Source organism: Vagococcus carniphilus, from assembly GCF_014397115.1.
GTDB classification, from domain to species: Bacteria; Bacillota; Bacilli; order Lactobacillales; family Vagococcaceae; genus Vagococcus; species Vagococcus carniphilus.
On the sequence record NZ_CP060720.1, the window covers coordinates 1,640,854 to 1,659,936 of the forward strand.

Here is a 19,083-nt window from a genome sequence, read left to right on the forward strand (position 1 = left end):
CATGTATAAAAATTTAGTACCTCGTTTTATCGATTATGTCAAAACGGAAACTCGTTCTGACGCAACAAGCACAGCAACACCATCAACGCCAACACAAGTTGCGTTCCAAATGGAGTTGAAAAAAGAACTAGAAAAAATTGGTATGTCTGATGTTGTTTACCATGAAAAAAATAGTTTTTTAATCGCAACTCTACCAAGTAATACTGATAAAGATGTAAGAAGCATGGGCTTTATTGCTCACGTGGATACTGCTGATTTTAATGCAGTAGGTGTTAACCCTCAATTTGTTGAAAACTATGATGGTGAATCAGATATCACTTTAGATAAAGATGGAAAATTCAAATTAACAACAACTGATTTCCCTAATCTTAAAAATTATAAAGGCCAAACTTTAATTACAACAGATGGAACTACACTTTTAGGTGCTGATGATAAATCAGGTATTGCTGAAATTATGACAGCAATGGAATACTTAATTGAACATCCAGAAATCAAACATGGTAAAATTATGGTTGCTTTTGGACCAGACGAAGAAATCGGAATTGGTGCAGATAAGTTTGACGTGAAAGATTTTGACGTTGACTTTGCTTACACTATGGACGGTGGACCTGTTGGCGAATTACAATTTGAAACATTTAATGCAGCTGGCGCTGTTTTAAAAATCGAAGGTAAAAATGTCCATCCAGGTACTGCTAAAAATACAATGATCAATGCTATCCAAGTAGCTATTGATTTACAAAATACTCTTCCACAAGATGAAGTTCCTGAAAAAACTGATGGACGTCAAGGTTTCTTCCATTTATTAGGAATTTCTGGTGTGCCTGATGAAGCAACAATGGAATATATTATTCGTGACCATGACATGGATAAATTCAAAGAAAGAAAAGCTTTGATGCAATCAATCGTTGATAAATTCAACAAAGATTTTGGTCAAGATCGTATTACTTTAGAAATGTCAGATTCTTATTACAACATGGCTGAAGTTATCCAAAAAGACATGAGTATTATTGATTTAGCTGAAGAAGCAATGATTAATTTAGGAATCAAACCAAATAAAGAACCAATCCGCGGTGGTACTGATGGTTCTAAGATTTCTTACATGGGTCTTCCTACACCAAACATCTTCGCTGGTGGAGAAAATATGCACGGAAGATTTGAATATGTAGCAGTTGAAAGTATGGAAAAAGCAACTGATTTAATCATCGAAATCGCTCGTTTAAACGAAACTAAATAATTATTTTTATTACTAAAAAGAAGAAATCTTAAAAACAAGATTTCTTCTTTTTTTATACCTTATCATTTGACCAATTTTGACCATTGGTATAAAATAACTATATAAGTAAGAGGAGGAATGACAATGAACATTGAAAAAATGACAACAACTTTACAACAAGCAATAGCTGAAGCTCAACAAATAGCCATAACAAGGCAACAACAAAATATTGACATTGTCCATTTATGGAAGATTTTCTTACAACCAAATCATTTCGCTAGAAACCTATACAGTGGTTTAGGATTAAATGTAGATTTATTCGAATTAGAAGTAGATAAAGAAATAGATCGTCTTCCTCAAGTAAGTGGAGGAAATGTTCAGTATGGACAAAATCTCAGTCAGAACTTGTTCAACTTATTACAAGAAGCTGACAAGATTCGTGAGAAACTAGGAGATGATTTTTTAGCAACAGAAGTAGTTATTTCTGCTTTGATGAAATTAAAAAATCACCCATTAACTAAATTTTTGGAACAACAACAAATAACAGATAAAATGATTAATGAAAAAATATTAGAAATAAGAGGAGGGGATCGTGTGACTTCTCAAAACCAAGAAGAGCAATATGAAGCTTTATCAAAATATGCAACTGATATGATAGAAGCTGTTAAAAGTGGTAAACAAGATCCTATTATTGGTCGTGATGAAGAAATTCGTGATGTTATCCGTATTTTATCACGTAAAACAAAAAATAATCCTGTTTTAATTGGGGAACCTGGGGTAGGTAAAACAGCTATCATCGAAGGTTTAGCTCAAAGAATAGTTAAAAAGGATGTTCCTGAGAATTTAAAAAATAAAACTATCTTCTCTTTAGATATGGGTGCTCTAATTGCTGGAGCGAAATTTAGAGGAGAGTTTGAAGAGCGCTTAAAAGCAGTTTTAAAAGAAGTTAAAAAGAGTGAAGGGCAAATCATTCTATTTATTGATGAAATCCATACGATTGTTGGAGCAGGAAAAACTGAAGGTAGTATGGATGCCGGTAATCTACTAAAACCAATGTTAGCTCGTGGCGAACTACATTGTATTGGAGCAACTACGCTTGATGAGTACAGAGAATATATGGAAAAAGACAAAGCATTAGAAAGACGTTTCCAAAAAGTTCTCGTTAAAGAACCAACTGTTGAAGATACTATCAGCATTTTAAGAGGATTGAAAGAACGTTTTGAAATTCACCACGGTGTTAATATTCATGACAATGCTTTAGTTGCAGCAACTACTCTTTCCAATCGTTATATCACAGACCGCTATTTGCCAGACAAAGCGATTGATTTAGTGGATGAGGCGTGTGCGACAATTCGAGTAGAAATGAACTCTATGCCAACTGAATTAGATCAGGTAACTAGAAGATTAATGCAATTAGAGATTGAAGAAGCTGCGCTCAAAAAAGAAGATGATGATGCAAGTAAAAAGCGACTTGAAATTCTTCAAAAAGAATTGTCTGAACTTAGAGAAGAAACTAATTCATTAAAAATGCAATGGGAAACTGAAAAAGAAGAAGTCGACCGTGTTAATAAAAAACGTGCTGAAATTGATGCTGCTAAAACACAATTAGAAAATGCAGAAAATAATTATGATTTAGAAGAAGCTGCTGTTTTAAGACATGGCACGATTCCAAAATTAAAACAAGAATTAGCTGAACTTGAAGCAAAAGAAGATACTAATAATGGAAAATTAGTTCAAGAAGTTGTAACGGACCGTGAAATTGCAACAGTAGTTGGACGATTGACAGGTATTCCTGTTTCGAAACTAGAAGAGGGAGAACGTGAAAAGATTCTACGCTTAAACGAAACTCTCCATGAACGAGTTATCGGCCAAGATGAGGCGGTTGACGCTGTATCAGATGCTGTTATTCGTTCTAGGGCAGGTCTTCAAGATCCAAATCGACCACTTGGTTCTTTCCTGTTCTTAGGACCTACTGGTGTTGGTAAAACTGAGCTTGCTAAATCTTTAGCTGAAAACTTATTTGATTCCGAAGAACATATGGTTAGAATCGACATGAGTGAGTATATGGAAAAACACAGCGTCTCTCGTCTAGTAGGAGCTCCTCCAGGATACATTGGTTATGAAGAAGGTGGTCAATTAACAGAAGCTGTTCGAAGAAGCCCTTATACAATTGTCTTACTTGATGAAATTGAGAAAGCACATCCGGATGTTTTCAATATTTTACTTCAAGTACTTGATGATGGTCGTTTAACAGACTCTAAGGGACGTGTGGTTGACTTTAAAAATACTGTTTTAATTATGACAAGTAATATTGGCTCACAGTTACTTCTAGAAGGAGTTTCTGAAGATGGTGTTATTTCATCTGAAACATCTGAAGCTGTTATGACAATGTTGAAAGCTCACTTTAAACCTGAATTTTTAAACAGGATTGACGATACTATTTTATTCACACCATTAAGCCTTGATAATGTGAAAGAAATTATCGTAAAAATGACTGAGCAATTAACAAGTAGATTAGAGCAACAAGAAATAAAATTAATCATGACAGATGACGCGAAGAGTTGGATTGCAGAGCAAGCCTATGATCCTGTTTATGGTGCAAGACCTATAAAACGGTTCTTAACTAAAGAAGTTGAAACACCTCTTGCTAAAGCGATCATTTCAGGCAAAGTTATGCCAAAATCAACTGTTACAATTGAACTTGTCGATAATGAATTAGTTTTTGAGTAAGAAAAAAATCTATTTTAAGACTAACTAGTTTGAAATAATTAGTTAGTCTTTTGTTATTTATTATTCTAATTTCGAATAATGATTATTCATCATTTATGTGAAAAAACTATCTTAAGATGGTACCGTTGACATGTTTAGAAGGTCTGATATATAATGACAACGATAGTTATGAAAATTAAATAGAATTTATAAAAGTCTGGAAGAGTGTTTAGAACATCGCAGCCCCTAGCTACTGTATGGTAATTATTATTACCGAGTCAGATCTTGCTTTTATAAAGATTGAAGCTTATCTCAGGGTGTTAAGTTTTCAATAAAAAATACCCTTTTTGGGCTTTTTTTTTCGATCTAAGTCAGATATTAATTAATCTAAAAGACTACCCTACGTTTGTGGGGTAGTCTTTTTTTTAGGAGGAAATCAATTTTGAAAAAGATTTATGGGCTTTTAGCAGTTAGTTTATTCTTCTCTGCTACTTTTCCAAGTTTAAATTATGCCATCTCTACTGAAACATCTGAAACAGACTCATCTACAACTGAGGAAACAGATACAACTACATCTGCAACAACTGAGGAAGAAAGTGATTCAACAGAGAGCTCTTCAACAGACTCAACAACATCTGAATCGACTGAAACAACAGATACAACGAGTTCTGAAGATATTTCCACAGAAACGAGTTCATCAGAATCAGAGTCAACTAGTACAACTACAAGTAGTTCAAAGAGTTCATCAACAAAAGATTCAGAAACAACAGAAACGACTACGACTGTTAAGGTAAAAGAAAAAAAGAAACCGATTAAAAAAGTACAACCTAAAAAAGAAAAAAGAATCAAAAAAGAAACAACACAGGTTTCAGAAAAAGTTAACTATAATGTAACTCTTGATGGTGGGAATTTTAAAACGACTCGAAATGAAACTAATGAGCAATTTGTAATGAAAATTGGAAATAAAGCTCGAAAAATAGCTCATAAAAATGACTTGTATGCTTCAGTTATGATTGCTCAAGCAGCTCTTGAATCAGGTTTTGGTAAGAGTCAGCTAGCTAATGAACCTAACTATAATCTTTTTGGTATTAAGGGTTCATTTCAAGGAAAATCAACTAGCATGTTAACAGCAGAAGATACTAAATCTGGCTACATTAATATCGTTGATCGATTTAGAAAGTATGATTCTTATGAAGATTCTTTAAATGATTATGCCAAATTAATGACAAAAGGGATTAATGGTAACCCAAGTATTTATCACGGTTCAACTAAGAAAAAAAGTAAAACTTATAAGGACGCTACTAAAAAATTAACTGGCGTCTACGCTACCGATCGTCACTATGATGCTAAGTTAAATGAAATTATCAAAACATATGATTTAACTCGTTTTGATAAATCATTTACTGAAACAGTGAAGCACAGGGTTGGTAAGGATGACACTTTACGCTCAATTGCTAAAAAATATAAGGTAGAAAAAGACTCTATTTTAGAACTAAATAAATCAATTGATCGAGATAAACCATTGGAAGAAGGGACTACGATTTTAGTAGAAAAAGACATTGAATTTGTAAAACCGCTTAACAAAAAATACACGGTAAGCAGTGACTTTGGTTCAAGAGGTAAAGAACATCACAATGGGATTGACTTAGCGATTTCATCTGGTACATCTGTTTACGCAACAGGTAAAGGTGTTGTCGAAGCAACAGGTTATGATCCAAGTGCTGGAAATTATATTATTATCAAACATAATTATGGACTTTATTCAAGTTATTTCCATTTGAAAGAAATTAATGTGAAAAAAGGTCAAAAAATTGATATGAGTCAAAAAATAGGTTTAGTTGGTTCTACAGGTAATTCAACTGGTCCACATTTACATTTTGCTATCAGTGATAAAGTTTGGAGTAATTATTATCATCCAAAAGAATTTGTTGATTTAGATTAAGAGAAAGTTTTGAAAAGGGGAATAGAATTGAAAAAAAATGAAAAAGTAAGTATTTCTAAAAAAATACTAGCTGGGGCACTAGTATTTACATTTACACTAGCAACTGGTCAAAAAGTATATGCTGTGGCTTATAACTCAGAAGAAGATTATAAGAATTTAGGTGTTCGCTTTTGGGAAGATGAGAAACCAGGTGTTGATTTCTATATCAATGCAACAAGTAAATATCTTTTAAAAGAAGTTCCTAATCCAACATTTGGTTCAACATCTGGCGATTGGTCAGTATTCAGTTTATCAAGAGGAATGTATTTAGGAGCCGATTATTTAAATGATATTCCAGCTGATTATTTTTCAAATTACATTGCTGAAGTCGAGCATGAAGTTATGACTAATAAAAAATTAGGAGATCCTAAGCTGACGGATATCGATAGAATTATCTATTCTCTTACACCTCTAAATTATAATATACATAGTGTTTCACCTAATCAAACAGACTTAACTTTAAAAATTTCTGAATCATTTCCGTTAGTAAGAAAACAAGGAATTAACAGCCCAATTTGGACGTTACTAGCAATAAATTCAGGAGAATACAAATTACATCCAAATTCTAATGGTGACACAAACTGGAACACTGAAGCGAAGATGATTCATTATATATTAGATCGTGAAATAGAAAAAGGAATCGTTAATGGTGGCGGATGGGCGCTTATGGATAGTAAACCTGATGCCGATATCACTGCTATGACCATTCAGAGTTTAGCACCTTACTATTTATCAGAAGAAAAATTTAATCAAACAGGAATTGAAGATAGCCATCATATTACTTATAAAGATTTGAAGGTAGCTGTTGAAAGAGGTATTGCTAAATTAAGCAACTTGCAACAGGCTCATGGTGGTTTCAGTAGTTTTAAAGCATCTAATTCTGAGAGTACAGCTCAAGTTATTGTTGCATTAACAGAAATGGGAATCAATCCAAAATCAGTGAATGTGCCTTTAACGACAATCAATCAAACGGTTAGTTTTGTTACAGAAGGCGCAGTGCGTGACGGAGTTAAAACTAATAACATGGTAGATGCCTTATTAAGTTTTTGGGATAATACTAAACTAAATCCAGAGACTGGATATGCTGGATTTAGGCATGTAACAGAAGGAAATGATGGCGGAGGTGGCGCTGGAACTGGAACTAATGGAATGGCGTCAGACCAAGCTACTTATGCGCTTATTGCCTATGATCGTTTTATGACTGGTCAAGCAAGACTTCAAAACTTGATGGATCAAAAAACAACTCCTTATAAATCATTTAAGGCAAAACCAGTTAACTTAACTTATGATATCAATGGTATGACTGATGTTAAATCTTCTTCTTATTTAGCATCATCTAAAATTAAAACAGATACTAACCCACCAAAAGGAAAAATTTTCAAAAATTGGAATTCAAAACAAGATGGTTCTGGCGTTTCGTACAAAGCTGGAGATATTTTGTCAATGCCAAAAGAAAATATCACTTTATATGGGCAGTATGATTACCAAAAATATGGCTTGTCACTTAACTCAAACGACGGAAAAATAACAGCTACTATTCCGACAACGTTTACTGTGGATGATACCATTTTATTACCTACTGAAGAGACTATTCAAAAAGATGGATTTGCTTTTGATGGTTGGTACACAACAAGTGATTTCAAAGGAAATCCAATTAAGCAAATTAATAAAGGGACAACTGAAAATATTACCCTTTATGCGAAATGGATTGGAACTGATTATCTAAAAGTTATTAATTCAATCAATAACATTGGAGAAGTTACTTTAGAAAAAGAGAATAAAATTAAAGAAGCTAGAACTGATTTTGATAATTTAGATAAAGAACAACAAAATCGAGTAACCAATTTGAACACTCTAGTTGCAGCTGAAGCAAAATTAAAAGAACTTTTTGAGGCAGCAACTGAAGAGGAAAAAATAAATGCTGCTGTAAAAGCTGTAGAAACTAGTATTAATGAAATTGGGGAAGTAACTTTAGCAAGCCAAAACAGCATTGAAAAAGCAAGAAAAGAATTTAATGATCTGGGAGCTAATCAAAATCGGGTAAATCCATCACTTGTTCAGAAATTAAATGATGCAGAAGTGACATTATCTAATCTACAAATTAGTTCAGTTGAACAAAATATTCAAGCAATTGGAAAAGAAGTAACTTTAGATTCTAAATATAAAATTGAATCTGCAAGAAATTATTATAATAAACTTTCAGATATTCAAAAACCTCTTGTTAAAAATTATAAGGAATTAGAAGCAGCTGAAATTCAATTGAAAAAATTAGAAGAAGAAGCAGCTGAAGAAGCACGTGTTAATGCACTACTAAAATCAGTTTCAGATGCCATTCAAGCAATCGGAACAGTCAATCTTTATGATGATAGTGAAACAAGAATTCAATTTGCGCGTCATAAGTTAGATAATCTAGAAATGAAAGTAAAAGCACTTGTTCCTAAAGAGGAAATAGATACTTTAGAAAATAGTGAAAAAGAATATAAACGACTACTTACAGATAGAAATGAACGAGTACAAGCAGTTGAAACATCTATCACTGCCATTGAAACTGTTACAGCAGACAGTGTATCTAAAATTGAAAATGCCAGAAAACTTTATGATGCTTTATCAGATCAAGAAAAACCATTAGTTAAAAATAGTGCTGATTTAATAAAAGCTGAAAAAGAACTTGAAATTGTAAAAAAAGTAAAACAAGTTGAGATTTTAATTGATTCAATTGGAACTGTTGCAAGTGAAAATAGAGAAAAGATAGTGAAAGCTGATAAAGCCTTTAATGATTTAGGTCAGCATAAAGAACGAGTTTCATCTACTCATAAAAAAGCACTAGAAATGAATAAAAATAGTTTGAAATTAGCAGATGATATCAAAAAATTTGATGTTTCTCATATTAACGCAGATTCAAAAAGTTCAATTGATAATCTGAATAAGAGAGCTAGTGTCTTAAGTAAGCATTTAAGTAAAGATGAAACTAACAAATTAAAAACAATTAATTCTAAATTGGAATTAGCTCGTAAAAATGAAGAAGCTCAATTAAAATTAGCAACAAACCTAATCAATTCATTAGTGTTAGGTGATAAATCAAAAGAAAATCAAGTAACTAATGGGGCAAATCATGTTGGTGCAACTAAAAAGGCTCGCTTAGAGTTAGCTAAAGTTACTAGCTCTTATGGAAAATCACTTCCAGACTATCACCAGTCAGAGATGAGATTAATTGAAGCTGAAGGAAGAGTAAAAGCTATAGAAGAGGTAATTACTAAGATTGATAACTTACCAGAGATTAGTCAATTAAAACCCAAAGACTCAAGATTAGTTAATGAGATTAACAATTTGTTTAATCAATTAGCTAAAGTAGAACAAAATGAAGTGACTAACAGACAAGTTTTAGCAGATGCTAAGTCTCAACTAAGTAAAGCTGGAAGTCGCTATGGTTCTAATAAATCATCTAATGCTCCAAGTTCTAGAAAACCTGCAAGTAATAAGCGTGTGTCAACAAAAGCTGTTAGCAAAAGAAAACCTTTACCTAAAACAGGAGAAACAACTCAAAATTATATTACTTCTCTTGGTGTAGCTATGCTAGGTAGCCTATTCTTTTGGAAAAAGAAAGAAGAGAAAGATTCTCTGCTATAAACAAATAAAGAATTAGTCTTTTTAGGCTAATTCTTTATTCTCATTATGGAGAAATTTAAGGAGGGGTAATAACATGGGGAATAAATTTCTAAGTTTTATTAAGAAATATAGATTTTTACTAATTGTTTTGTTGATGGCTTCAACACTTTTAGGGACAGTCACCTTATTTGCTCAAAAACAAGAGGCAAAACTTCCAGAAAACCCTATTAGTAAAGAGGCTGTATCATCTACTGTTCTATTAGCTGGTAGTGATAAAGATGTTTCAAAAGCTTTAAAAGATAGTGGTGTTAAGTTTAATAAAAAACAAGACGCTGAAAAAAAAGATGAACAAGAATTAGCTGAAAATAAGGCAAAAGAAGTTAGTCAAAAACATATTGATAATAGTAAATTAGATCCAGGAATCGATAAAAATATCACACCCAGCAAGTTAAAGAAAAAAGAAAATAAAAGTGATCGAACTTACTTTACAACAACAATAAAAGATGGAGAGCAAGTAACAACTGAAGCGTATAAATTTAAAATTCTTCAGAAAGAATCCGATTTAAAAATTGAAAAACAACAAGTTTTAGTGAATGAACAAGAAGTTGATTTTTCAGGAACAGTTATCTTATCAAGTGGTGAAAATAAAATTGAAATAGTTATGACCTATAGTAATAAAAAAGGTCAGACCTTTAAGGTAGCTAAAAACTATACTGTTTATTTTAATAGTAAAATTGAAATAAAAACTTCTTTGAAAGATAACGAAACAGTTGAAAAAGAGCTCTTTAAGTTTGAGGCTTATTCTATTCGAAATAAAAAAGAAGAGCCTATCTCTGTTTATTTAAATGGAAAAGAAGTTGAGGCTTCTAAAGTATTTGCTTATGAAGTAACTTTAGAAGCTGGAGAAAACCTGATTGAACTAAAAGCTGGTTCTGAAAAAGAGGTATTAGAAGAATCTTACGTTATTAATTATAAAAAACAAGAAGATTCTAATCATGAAAAAGAGTCAGGTCCACCTACAATATCAGTGGATACATTACAAAATGATATGACTGTCGAAAATGAGAAGTTAACTTTTAAAGTAACAGCAAAAACACATTCTGGTGATTCATTAGATTCGTTCCAAGTTTATTTAAATGATGAAGAAATTGGTGAAGAATGGAAAAAATCTGGTGAAGCACAATATACTACACATTTAGTTGAAAGTATTAACACGATTAAAATTATTGCTGTAGATAAAGAAGAAAAAAGTAAAGCAACTTATAGAATTAACTATAAAACAAAATCTATCGGCAAAGCCACTTTTTCAGTAGAGGCAAGTACGGTTGGTTTTCCTGAAGTAATTCCACCAACTGATATTGACTTAGAAGAAGGCGTGCCAGCCTCAGAATATTTAATTAAATTGTTAGAAGAATATGGTTATGCCTATCAACACACGGGACGTACTCAGAAGAACTTCTATCTTGCTTCAATTGATTCAAGAAGTGGTGATTTCTTTAATGGCGGATCTCCATTAATTCCGGGTAATTTAAAAGAGTTACTTATTGAAAAAAGATTGTTAGATGATTCTAAAGAAATTCAGGAGGATAATTATGATGGCATCTACCTTCCAAAAGATCATGGTAAATTAGGAGAATTTGATTTTACTAATGCGTCTGGTTGGATGTATAGCGTAAATGGTGTTTATCCTAATGTTGGTTTTGCTGACTATTTCTTAAGAGATGGTGATTCTGTTCGCCTAAGATTCACTTTAATGTTAGGAGCAGATATCGGTGGAGGTTTTGATGGTAATTATGGAAATTGGTAAAATGAAGAAATATATTCTAGGCTGTATTGTATTATTTTTCTTAAGTTTAGGATTTACAACAACGACTCTAGCTAAAGAATACTCAAGCAAAGAATTAGAACAAGTGGCTGGCAAAATCATTGATTGGCAAACTAAAAAAAGTGATGAAACAACAATTTTTGACTCAGGTCTATTATTAGAAGCTGGTTCAAATTCATCTGATTGGTTTGCAATTGGTGTTAGTCGTCTTGGCAAGGAAGCTAATTATTTAGACTATCAAGCTATGCTTAGTGAAAATGTGGAAAAAAGATATCAAACAAGTCATTTATTAAGTGTAGGTAAAGCAACGGAGTGGCACCGCATAGGTCTTGCTTATCTTGCATCTGGTGGAAATCCAACTGATTTAAGTTTTGATGGAAAGAAAAAGATTAATCTAATTAATGATGGAACATATAATCGTGGAGAAACTAAACCATTAGCTGCTCAAGGAACTAATGGTTTAATTTTCGGCTTAATCTTATTAGATAGTATGAATTATGAAGTGCCAGAAAAAGCAAAAGATACAAGAAAAGATATAATCACTGAATTATTAAATGCTCAAAATGAAGATGGTGGTTTTCCTCTTGCCAAAGAAACAGATTCAGATGTTGATATTACAGCGATGGCACTTACTTCTTTAGCACCTTATTATAATTCAGAAGAACTATTTAAATTAAAAAATAATAAAACAATCCAAGCAAAAGAAGCGATTGAACGTGGTTTAACTTATCTTTCAGAATCTCAAAATAAAGAGGGTGGATTTGAAAGCTGGGGAACTCCTAATCCAGAAAGTGCTACTCAAGTAATCTTAGCATTAACCGCTTTAAATATTGATCCTCAAAAAGATGAGCGTTTTATAAAAAATAATCATAACTTAATTGATTTTCTTTTAACCTTTCAAATGAAAGATGGCGGATTCGTTCATTCTTTTGAATACGATGAAGAGAATCCATCAGCTAAACCAGATGAATCTAATGCCATGGCAAGTGAACAAGTTTTAACTGCGTTAGGTGCTTTGATTCGTGAGCAAAATATGATGAGACATTTTTACGATTTTAGACCTGAAATGACTAAAGAAATAGCTAGTCAAGTAACTCAAGTTAATGAAAAAATCACTGATTTGAGTGATAAAGATGATGTAATCGAGGTCTATAAAGATTACAGTCAATTACCAATTGAAGAAAAGCGTTATGTCAAAAACTATCGTTTGTTGAGTGAAAAAATTAAAAATTTTGATATTCCTGTTGAACAGAATGATTTTACCTCATCTAATATTGGTAAAAGTTTAAATCAATCTGGAACAATCACAAGCGTTTCTAGCAAAAAAGAAGTTTCTTTAAATGAAGATGTTTCTGAAAAAATGAAACAAGTAAAAAAAATTGAAAGAAAAAATTTAAGTCTTTCAGATTTACCTTTAGTCTATTCAACTTATTATTTAGCTCAAAAAGAAGATGCATCAGAAAGTGATTTGAAATTACTAAAAGATTTGATGAAACAACTTGAAGAAAGACAAGGAACAATTGATAAAATTAGTGAGCAAATCAAAAAAGAATACTATCCTATGGACAAATTAGGAGCTAAGGATTATTTCAGAATCAAGAAAACAATGAAATCATTAGATGAATTATCAGAAGAAAATCGTCGACTTGTTTTTGGTTATGAAGATTTAGAGAAAACAGTTGCTCATACTACTTCTCTCATTAGAAGCGCTGTGATATCTGTCATTGTTTTGCTTGTTATCATAATTGGTTTACTTGTTTTAGCTAAAAATAGAAAGAAACGTAAGAAAGAAAGATATGACAAAATGATGATGTCTGATGACGACGATGAGGAGTATGAAGACGAATGAAAAAGGATTTTTTAATTGTCGTAGTTTTATTATTCTTTGGAGCTTTTCTTTTTAAAGGAACTAAAATTCAAAGTGTTGACGACTATTATCTAACGCACATTGATGACATTACGCCTGAGTCTGAAACAGTTACCCTGAGTATTGAGGCAAAAACTCTTTTAGATAATATGGATAAATTAGATGAGAATTTACGTTCTGAAAAGTATGTTCCAAAGAATGGCGTCATCTTAAAAGAGACAGAAGTTGTTCTTAGAAATAAAGATACGGTTTTCGATTTATTGAACCGAACAACGCGTTACAACAAAATCCAATTTGATTATCAAGGATCTGATAATAATTCATTTGGTAGTAACTATATTAAAGGAATTAATTATCTTTATGAGTTCTCAGCAGGGCCCTTAAGTGGCTGGATGTATAAAGTGAACGGGAAGTTTCCTGATTACGGTGTGAGTAAATATTTCGCTAAAGATAAAGATAAGATAGAAATTATTTATACCTGTGATTTAGGAAGAGATATTGGGGGAGGGTTTAACAATGAATCTGAGAAGTAACGAACTAGCTTTTGAACGGTTTCACCCCTTCGTACTGTTCCTTTACTATATGACGATTATCTTTTTTAGTATGTTCACAACAAATCCTATTTTATTAGGAATTTCACTCATCGGAAGTTTAGCTTATTTATTAATAATAGCCAAAAGCGTTTGGAAAGTTATTCTTTATTATTCTGTGATTTTTATGATTATTATGTTAACAAATCCTTTATTTGTTCATAATGGTGAAACCATTTTATTTTTCATGAATGACAAACCGGTTACATTAGAAGCCTTTTTATATGGTGGAATGGTAGGTTTAATGATTGTTTCCATTATCTTTTGGTTTAAAAGTTATAACGAGGTTATGACATCTGATAAATTTATCTATTTATTTGGTAATATTGCACCTAAAATTTCTATTACGTTATCGATGATTTTACGCTATGTTCCTTTATTTAAAGAACAAATCAAAAAAATTAATATGACACAGAAAACACTTGGACTTTACGCTAGTGATAGCTATTCAGACAAACTATTGAGTGGTTTAAGAGTTTTTAGAAGCTTAATTGGTTGGTCGTTAGAAAATAGTGTTGATGTCGCTCGTTCAATGAAATCAAGAGGTTATGGGTTAAAAGGAAGAACTCATTTCTCTTTATTTAAATTCTATTTTGAAGATGCGTTATTACTTGGTATGAATCTGATCTTCTTAATGATAATCTTTTTAATGGTAAAAAGTGGTATCGTTAGCATCAATTACTATCCTTTAGTAGATCCATTTTATTTTACAACGCAAACAGTCTTGCTATATATCGGAACCGGACTATTTGTTTTACTTCCAACTCTTATAGAAATGAAGGAGCAGTTGCTATGGCGCTTATTGATATCAAAAATTTAAATTTTAAATACGCAGGTAATGAGGAGAAAACATTAAAAGATGTTTCTCTTACTGTTAATCAAGGTGAATTTGTCGTTTTATGCGGCGCTTCTGGTTGCGGTAAAACAACCCTTCTAAATCTTTTAAAACCTTCTCTTGCACCAAATGGAAGTAGAGAAGGAGAAATCTTATTTTTAGACAAAGAATTAAAAGAACATGACGAACGCTCTATTGCAAGTGATATCGGTTTTGTTATGCAAAATCCAGATAGCCAAATTGTAACAGATAAAGTGTGGCATGAATTAGTGTTTGGCTTAGAAAATATGGGTATTCCTACTAATATCATGAAGCGTCGAGTAGGGGAAATGGCTAGCTTTTTTGGTATCCAACATTTATTTAGAAAAAAAACAAGCGAACTTTCAGGAGGACAAAAACAATTAGTGAACCTTGCTAGCGTTCTTGTCATGCAACCTAAATTACTTGTTTTAGATGAGCCTACCTCTCAACTTGATCCAATTGCAGCAACTGAGTTCATTCAAACTTTACATAAATTAAATACTGAGTTAGGAATCACTATTGTTATTGTTGAGCACCGTTTAGAAGATGTTTTCCCACTTGCTGATAAAGTTATTATTATGAATGATGGAGAAATTATCATGGATGATAGCCCACGAGTTGTTGGTGAAACGATTCAAGATTATCCAAAAGCGATTTCGATGATTCATGGGTTACCAAGTGCTGTGAGGATTTTTAGCGGTTTAAATCAACAAGGAACTTGTCCATTAACTGTTAGAGAAGGTAAAGATTTTCTTAATAAGTTTTATCTGCCAAACGAAGAATCTAGCACAGAAGAATTTGAAATGGACTCTGAGTCTGTTGAAAAAGAATCAGCTATTATTAAGATTAAGGATGTTTGTTTCAAGTATGAAAGAGATTTACCTGATGTCTTATACAAATTGAATCTAACACTTCGTAAAGGAGAGGTATTCAGTGTATTAGGCGGAAATGGTGTAGGAAAGTCCACCTTACTTAGTGTCCTATCTGGACAAAGAAGAGCTTATAAGGGTAAAGTCATCATTCGAGATAAATCGATTAAAAAATACAAAAATAATGAGTTGTACAAGCATAATCTAGCTTTCTTACCTCAAAATCCTCAAACTGTTTTTCTTAAAAGCACTGTTGAAGAAGACTACCGAGAAATTAGTAAAGTTATCGGGTACTCAAATGAAGAAATGACGGAATTAATAAAAGAAACTCTTGAAAAATTAGGAATTAGTCATTTAGCTGACAAACATCCTTATGATTTAAGTGGTGGAGAACAACAAAAAGCCGCTCTTGGAAAAATTTTATTATTAAAACCTTCAATTATTTTATTGGATGAACCAACAAAAGGAATGGATGCTTTTTCGAAAAAAAGCTTTTCAAAAATTCTATCTGATATGAAAAAAGAGGATATTACTGTATTAATGGTGACTCATGATGTAGAATTTGCTGCTGAAAATTCAGATAGATGTGGGTTGTTCTTTGACCGAAATATTATATCAATTGATAAAACAGTTGAATTTTTTGCTAGCAATACATTCTATACAACAGCTTCTAATCGAATTGCTAGAGACTTTTATCCCAAAGCGATTACAGTCGAAAATGTTGTTGAAGAAGCTAAAACAAAAGAGAGGATGAAAGCTCATGACTAAAAATAAAAAAATAGCGATGAATTTACTTTTAGTTGTGGGGGTACCGCTCTTAATTCTTTTAGGTATTTATTTATTCAATGATCGTAAATATAATATTATTTCAATATTAGTTGCTATTGTTGCTTGTATACCTGGGTTTTACAAGTATGAAAAAAGAGATTCAAATATGCTACTAATTGTTGTGATAGCCGTTCTTTCTGCTATATCTATTATCGGAAGAGTTGCTTTTGGTTTGATTCCTTTCTTTAAACCAGTTAGTGCTGTTGTTATTTTGTCAGGTATTTATTTAGGAAAAGAAGAAGGATTTCTAATTGGAGCTTTATCAGCTATTGGTTCAAATATCTTTTTCGGTCAAGGACCATGGACGCCTTTTCAAATGTTTACATGGGGAATGATTGGTTTTATTTCAGGTCTACCTTGGATTAGTAAAAAATGTAAAGAAAATAAATTTTATTTAAGCTTATTAGGAGCCTTTTCGGGTATTATTTTTACAATGATTATGGACTTATGGTCAACATTAAACTTTCAAGACGTCTCTCTTGAAAGATACGGACTTTTACTGATAAAAGCTGCTCCAATCACGTTAATCTACATTGTATCTAATATTATTTTCTTGCTTGTTTTACAAGAGCCAATAGGAAAAATGTTAGAAAGAATTGATCAAAAATACGGAATTAAGGAAATGGGAAAATAAATGAATAATAAAGTGAATGAAATACTATTAGAAGTTAAGAAAAACGTAAAAGGTAAAGATGAGGTTATTGAAAAAATTCTGATGACTATTTTAGCTAAAGGTCATGTGTTACTAGAAGATGTCCCTGGTGTTGGTAAAACAACTCTTGCCCTTAGTTTTAGCCGTGTAATGGATTTAGACTTTAAACGAATCCAGTTTACACCTGATGTAACACCCTCAGACGTAGTTGGTTTTACAATGTATGATTCAAAGAAACAAGATTTTGTTTTCAAACAAGGTGCTGTTATGTCCAATCTAGTATTAGCAGATGAAATTAACCGAACTTCAAGTAAAACACAATCAGCGCTTCTTGAAGTCATGGAAGAACACCAAGTAACAGTTGATGGACAAACTTATTCGGTACCAGAACCATTTTTTGTTATCGGAACTCAAAATCCAATCGGTTCAGCTGGAACTCAAATGTTACCAAACTCTCAATTAGACCGTTTTATGGTTTGTTTAGAAGTTGGTTATCCATCAAATGATGCTTTAGTCGACATCTTAAGAGATCGTCAGTCAAGTAAACCACTTGAAAAATTGCAAACTCTTGTCACTAAAGAAGAATTGCTAAAAATGCAAGAAGAGGTAATGAAAGTAACGATTCATGACGATATTTTAATGTATATTGCTAATTTATGTGAGGCAACACGTCAACATGAAATGGTTGAGCTAGGTGTTAGTCCTCGTGGTGCATTAGCTATTAGTCTTCTTGCTAAAAGTAAAGCTTATGTTTCAGGAAGAGATTATGTGACACCAGAAGATGTTTTAGCTATCTTTTCAGATGCAACTCACCATAGATTAGTTCTTAAGAATACAGCTCGTTTAGCCAATCAACATGCTCGTTTAGTGATTGAAGCAATTACTAAAGAAGTTAAAACAGGCCTAGTAAACGAGGGTGAAAAGAATGCGTAAAAATCGAATCTTGGTTGTCTTGATTTGGTTTTTCTTACTAGTTCTATTTTTCTTACAAAATTCATACAAACCCATAATTGTCTTATCTTTCTTTTCTATTATCTTAATCATTGATATCTTATTATTCATATTTTCTGCTAAAAAATATGAAGTATCCACTCATTTAAAAAGTGAATTTTTAGATAATAAAAAAATAAGTGGTCAACTAACACTAAAAACAACTAATCGCTTTTTATTCAATCAAGTGATTGTCAACTATATGTTAGTTAATCAATTAACCAATGAAACAATCAAAAAACAGGTTTCTTTTTTCAATTTGAAAAACAATGATGAAACATTAAACTTTCAACTTGAATCTGAGTATAGTGGTAAATTGCGATTAGAGGTTGAATCAATCCGATTTTCAGATTTTTTCCATCTCTTTGAAATAAGTGGCATTGGAGAAATAAGTGAAGAAGAATTAGTTATTTATCCTGATTCTTATCACTTTGAAATAACTCCCCCAAACTTTTTAGGAGATGCTAACCAAACGTCACTTGTCATCAATCAAAATAGAGCCAAACAAGGAGATATGTTTGATTTTAAAACATATGAAGTAGGGGATCCTGTCAAAAATATTCATTGGAAAATGTCCATGAAAGAACAAGAACTAATTGTAAGAGAACTGAGTGAAGAAGCCTCTCATAAACAATTGATCCTATTAGAAACTAATTATCTAACAACTGACAGTAAAGTTTCCAATCGATCAATTCATGCTTTGGTAGCTACTTTTGTTTCAACAATTGAAACGATGGTTAAAAATAACCAAACTATTACTATCGGCTGGTTAAGCCAAACGTCTCAAACGATTCAAGTTGAAACTATTTCTTCAAAAGAAAACTTACAGCTGATTGAAAAATGTTTGGCTGATATTAGTTACCAACAAGCAGATGGACTAGTTTGGCATTACTTTAAGGACTATATAACTCAAGTCAATTATTCACGAATAATTTATCTTCATCCAGACTTAACTAGAGGAAATTTCAATGAGTTTCCACAAACCTTTCCAATTGCGATTGGAGAAAATTCTAACGCATTACCAAATACAACGCATATTCACGCTGAACATTATGAAGCTGATATCGTCAATTTAATTATTTAAAAGGGAGGGACTT

At 32.1% G+C, this 19,083-nt stretch carries 12 protein-coding genes; all 12 read left to right on the forward strand.

The annotated features are described in order from the left end of the window. Position 1: 1 nt before the first annotated feature. Positions 2-1,234 carry a peptidase T gene (gene pepT, locus H9L18_RS08125; RefSeq protein ID WP_126793293.1) on the forward strand — a complete coding sequence of 411 codons (1,233 nt, stop codon included), beginning with the start codon at positions 2-4 and terminating at the stop codon, positions 1,232-1,234. 123 nt (positions 1,235-1,357) lie between these two features. Continuing rightward, positions 1,358-3,943 (forward strand): ATP-dependent chaperone ClpB, encoded by a 2,586-nt coding sequence (clpB, locus tag H9L18_RS08130; RefSeq protein WP_126793295.1) that lies wholly within the window; start codon positions 1,358-1,360, stop codon positions 3,941-3,943. Positions 3,944-4,364: 421 nt separating this feature from the next. Next, entirely contained in the window at positions 4,365-5,864 is a 1,500-nt protein-coding gene (locus tag H9L18_RS08135; protein WP_126793297.1) for a glucosaminidase domain-containing protein, read from the forward strand. Positions 5,865-5,891: 27 nt separating this feature from the next. Then, on the forward strand, positions 5,892-9,530 hold the full coding sequence (locus H9L18_RS08140; protein WP_126793299.1) for an InlB B-repeat-containing protein: 3,639 nt from the start codon (positions 5,892-5,894) through the stop codon (positions 9,528-9,530). 73 nt (positions 9,531-9,603) lie between these two features. Next, positions 9,604-11,316 (forward strand): DUF4430 domain-containing protein, encoded by a 1,713-nt coding sequence (locus H9L18_RS08145; protein ID WP_126793301.1) that lies wholly within the window; start codon positions 9,604-9,606, stop codon positions 11,314-11,316. After that, a complete protein-coding gene (locus H9L18_RS08150) occupies positions 11,294-13,183 on the forward strand; it encodes a prenyltransferase/squalene oxidase repeat-containing protein (RefSeq protein ID WP_126793303.1) in 1,890 nt (629 codons plus the stop codon). The genes H9L18_RS08145 and H9L18_RS08150 overlap by 23 nt, the downstream gene beginning before the upstream one ends. Further along, on the forward strand, positions 13,180-13,734 hold the full coding sequence (locus H9L18_RS08155) for a DUF4430 domain-containing protein (protein WP_126793305.1): 555 nt from the start codon (positions 13,180-13,182) through the stop codon (positions 13,732-13,734). Before H9L18_RS08150 ends, H9L18_RS08155 begins: the two co-directional genes overlap by 4 nt. After that, positions 13,718-14,611, forward strand: coding sequence for an energy-coupling factor transporter transmembrane component T (locus tag H9L18_RS08160; protein ID WP_126793307.1), 894 nt, complete (start codon positions 13,718-13,720; stop codon positions 14,609-14,611). The genes H9L18_RS08155 and H9L18_RS08160 overlap by 17 nt, the downstream gene beginning before the upstream one ends. Further along, entirely contained in the window at positions 14,584-16,284 is a 1,701-nt protein-coding gene (locus tag H9L18_RS08165; protein WP_126793309.1) for an ABC transporter ATP-binding protein, read from the forward strand. Before H9L18_RS08160 ends, H9L18_RS08165 begins: the two co-directional genes overlap by 28 nt. Continuing rightward, positions 16,277-16,978: an ECF transporter S component gene (locus tag H9L18_RS08170; protein ID WP_126793311.1), complete on the forward strand. Its 702-nt coding sequence runs from the start codon at positions 16,277-16,279 to the stop codon at positions 16,976-16,978. Before H9L18_RS08165 ends, H9L18_RS08170 begins: the two co-directional genes overlap by 8 nt. Continuing rightward, positions 16,979-17,929 (forward strand): AAA family ATPase, encoded by a 951-nt coding sequence (locus H9L18_RS08175; RefSeq protein ID WP_126793313.1) that lies wholly within the window; start codon positions 16,979-16,981, stop codon positions 17,927-17,929. Then, the gene (locus H9L18_RS08180) at positions 17,922-19,070 is read left to right on the forward strand and encodes a DUF58 domain-containing protein (protein ID WP_126793315.1); all 1,149 of its coding nucleotides are present in this window, start codon (positions 17,922-17,924) and stop codon (positions 19,068-19,070) included. Before H9L18_RS08175 ends, H9L18_RS08180 begins: the two co-directional genes overlap by 8 nt. Positions 19,071-19,083 lie beyond the last annotated feature (13 nt).

Excerpts from the sequence above, each read along its gene's own strand:
- H9L18_RS08175 (WP_126793313.1), top strand. The coding sequence starts at position 16,979 with ATGAATAATAAAGTGAATGAAATACTATTAGAAGTTAAGAAAAACGTA.
- H9L18_RS08155 (WP_126793305.1), top strand. The coding sequence starts at position 13,180 with ATGAAAAAGGATTTTTTAATTGTCGTAGTTTTATTATTCTTTGGAGCT.
- H9L18_RS08165 (WP_126793309.1), top strand. The coding sequence starts at position 14,584 with ATGGCGCTTATTGATATCAAAAATTTAAATTTTAAATACGCAGGTAAT.
- H9L18_RS08170 (WP_126793311.1), top strand. The coding sequence starts at position 16,277 with ATGACTAAAAATAAAAAAATAGCGATGAATTTACTTTTAGTTGTGGGG.
- H9L18_RS08180 (WP_126793315.1), top strand. The coding sequence starts at position 17,922 with ATGCGTAAAAATCGAATCTTGGTTGTCTTGATTTGGTTTTTCTTACTA.
- H9L18_RS08150 (WP_126793303.1), top strand. The coding sequence starts at position 11,294 with ATGGTAATTATGGAAATTGGTAAAATGAAGAAATATATTCTAGGCTGT.
- clpB (WP_126793295.1), top strand. The coding sequence starts at position 1,358 with ATGAACATTGAAAAAATGACAACAACTTTACAACAAGCAATAGCTGAA.
- H9L18_RS08160 (WP_126793307.1), top strand. The coding sequence starts at position 13,718 with ATGAATCTGAGAAGTAACGAACTAGCTTTTGAACGGTTTCACCCCTTC.
- pepT (WP_126793293.1), top strand. The coding sequence starts at position 2 with ATGTATAAAAATTTAGTACCTCGTTTTATCGATTATGTCAAAACGGAA.
- H9L18_RS08145 (WP_126793301.1), top strand. The coding sequence starts at position 9,604 with ATGGGGAATAAATTTCTAAGTTTTATTAAGAAATATAGATTTTTACTA.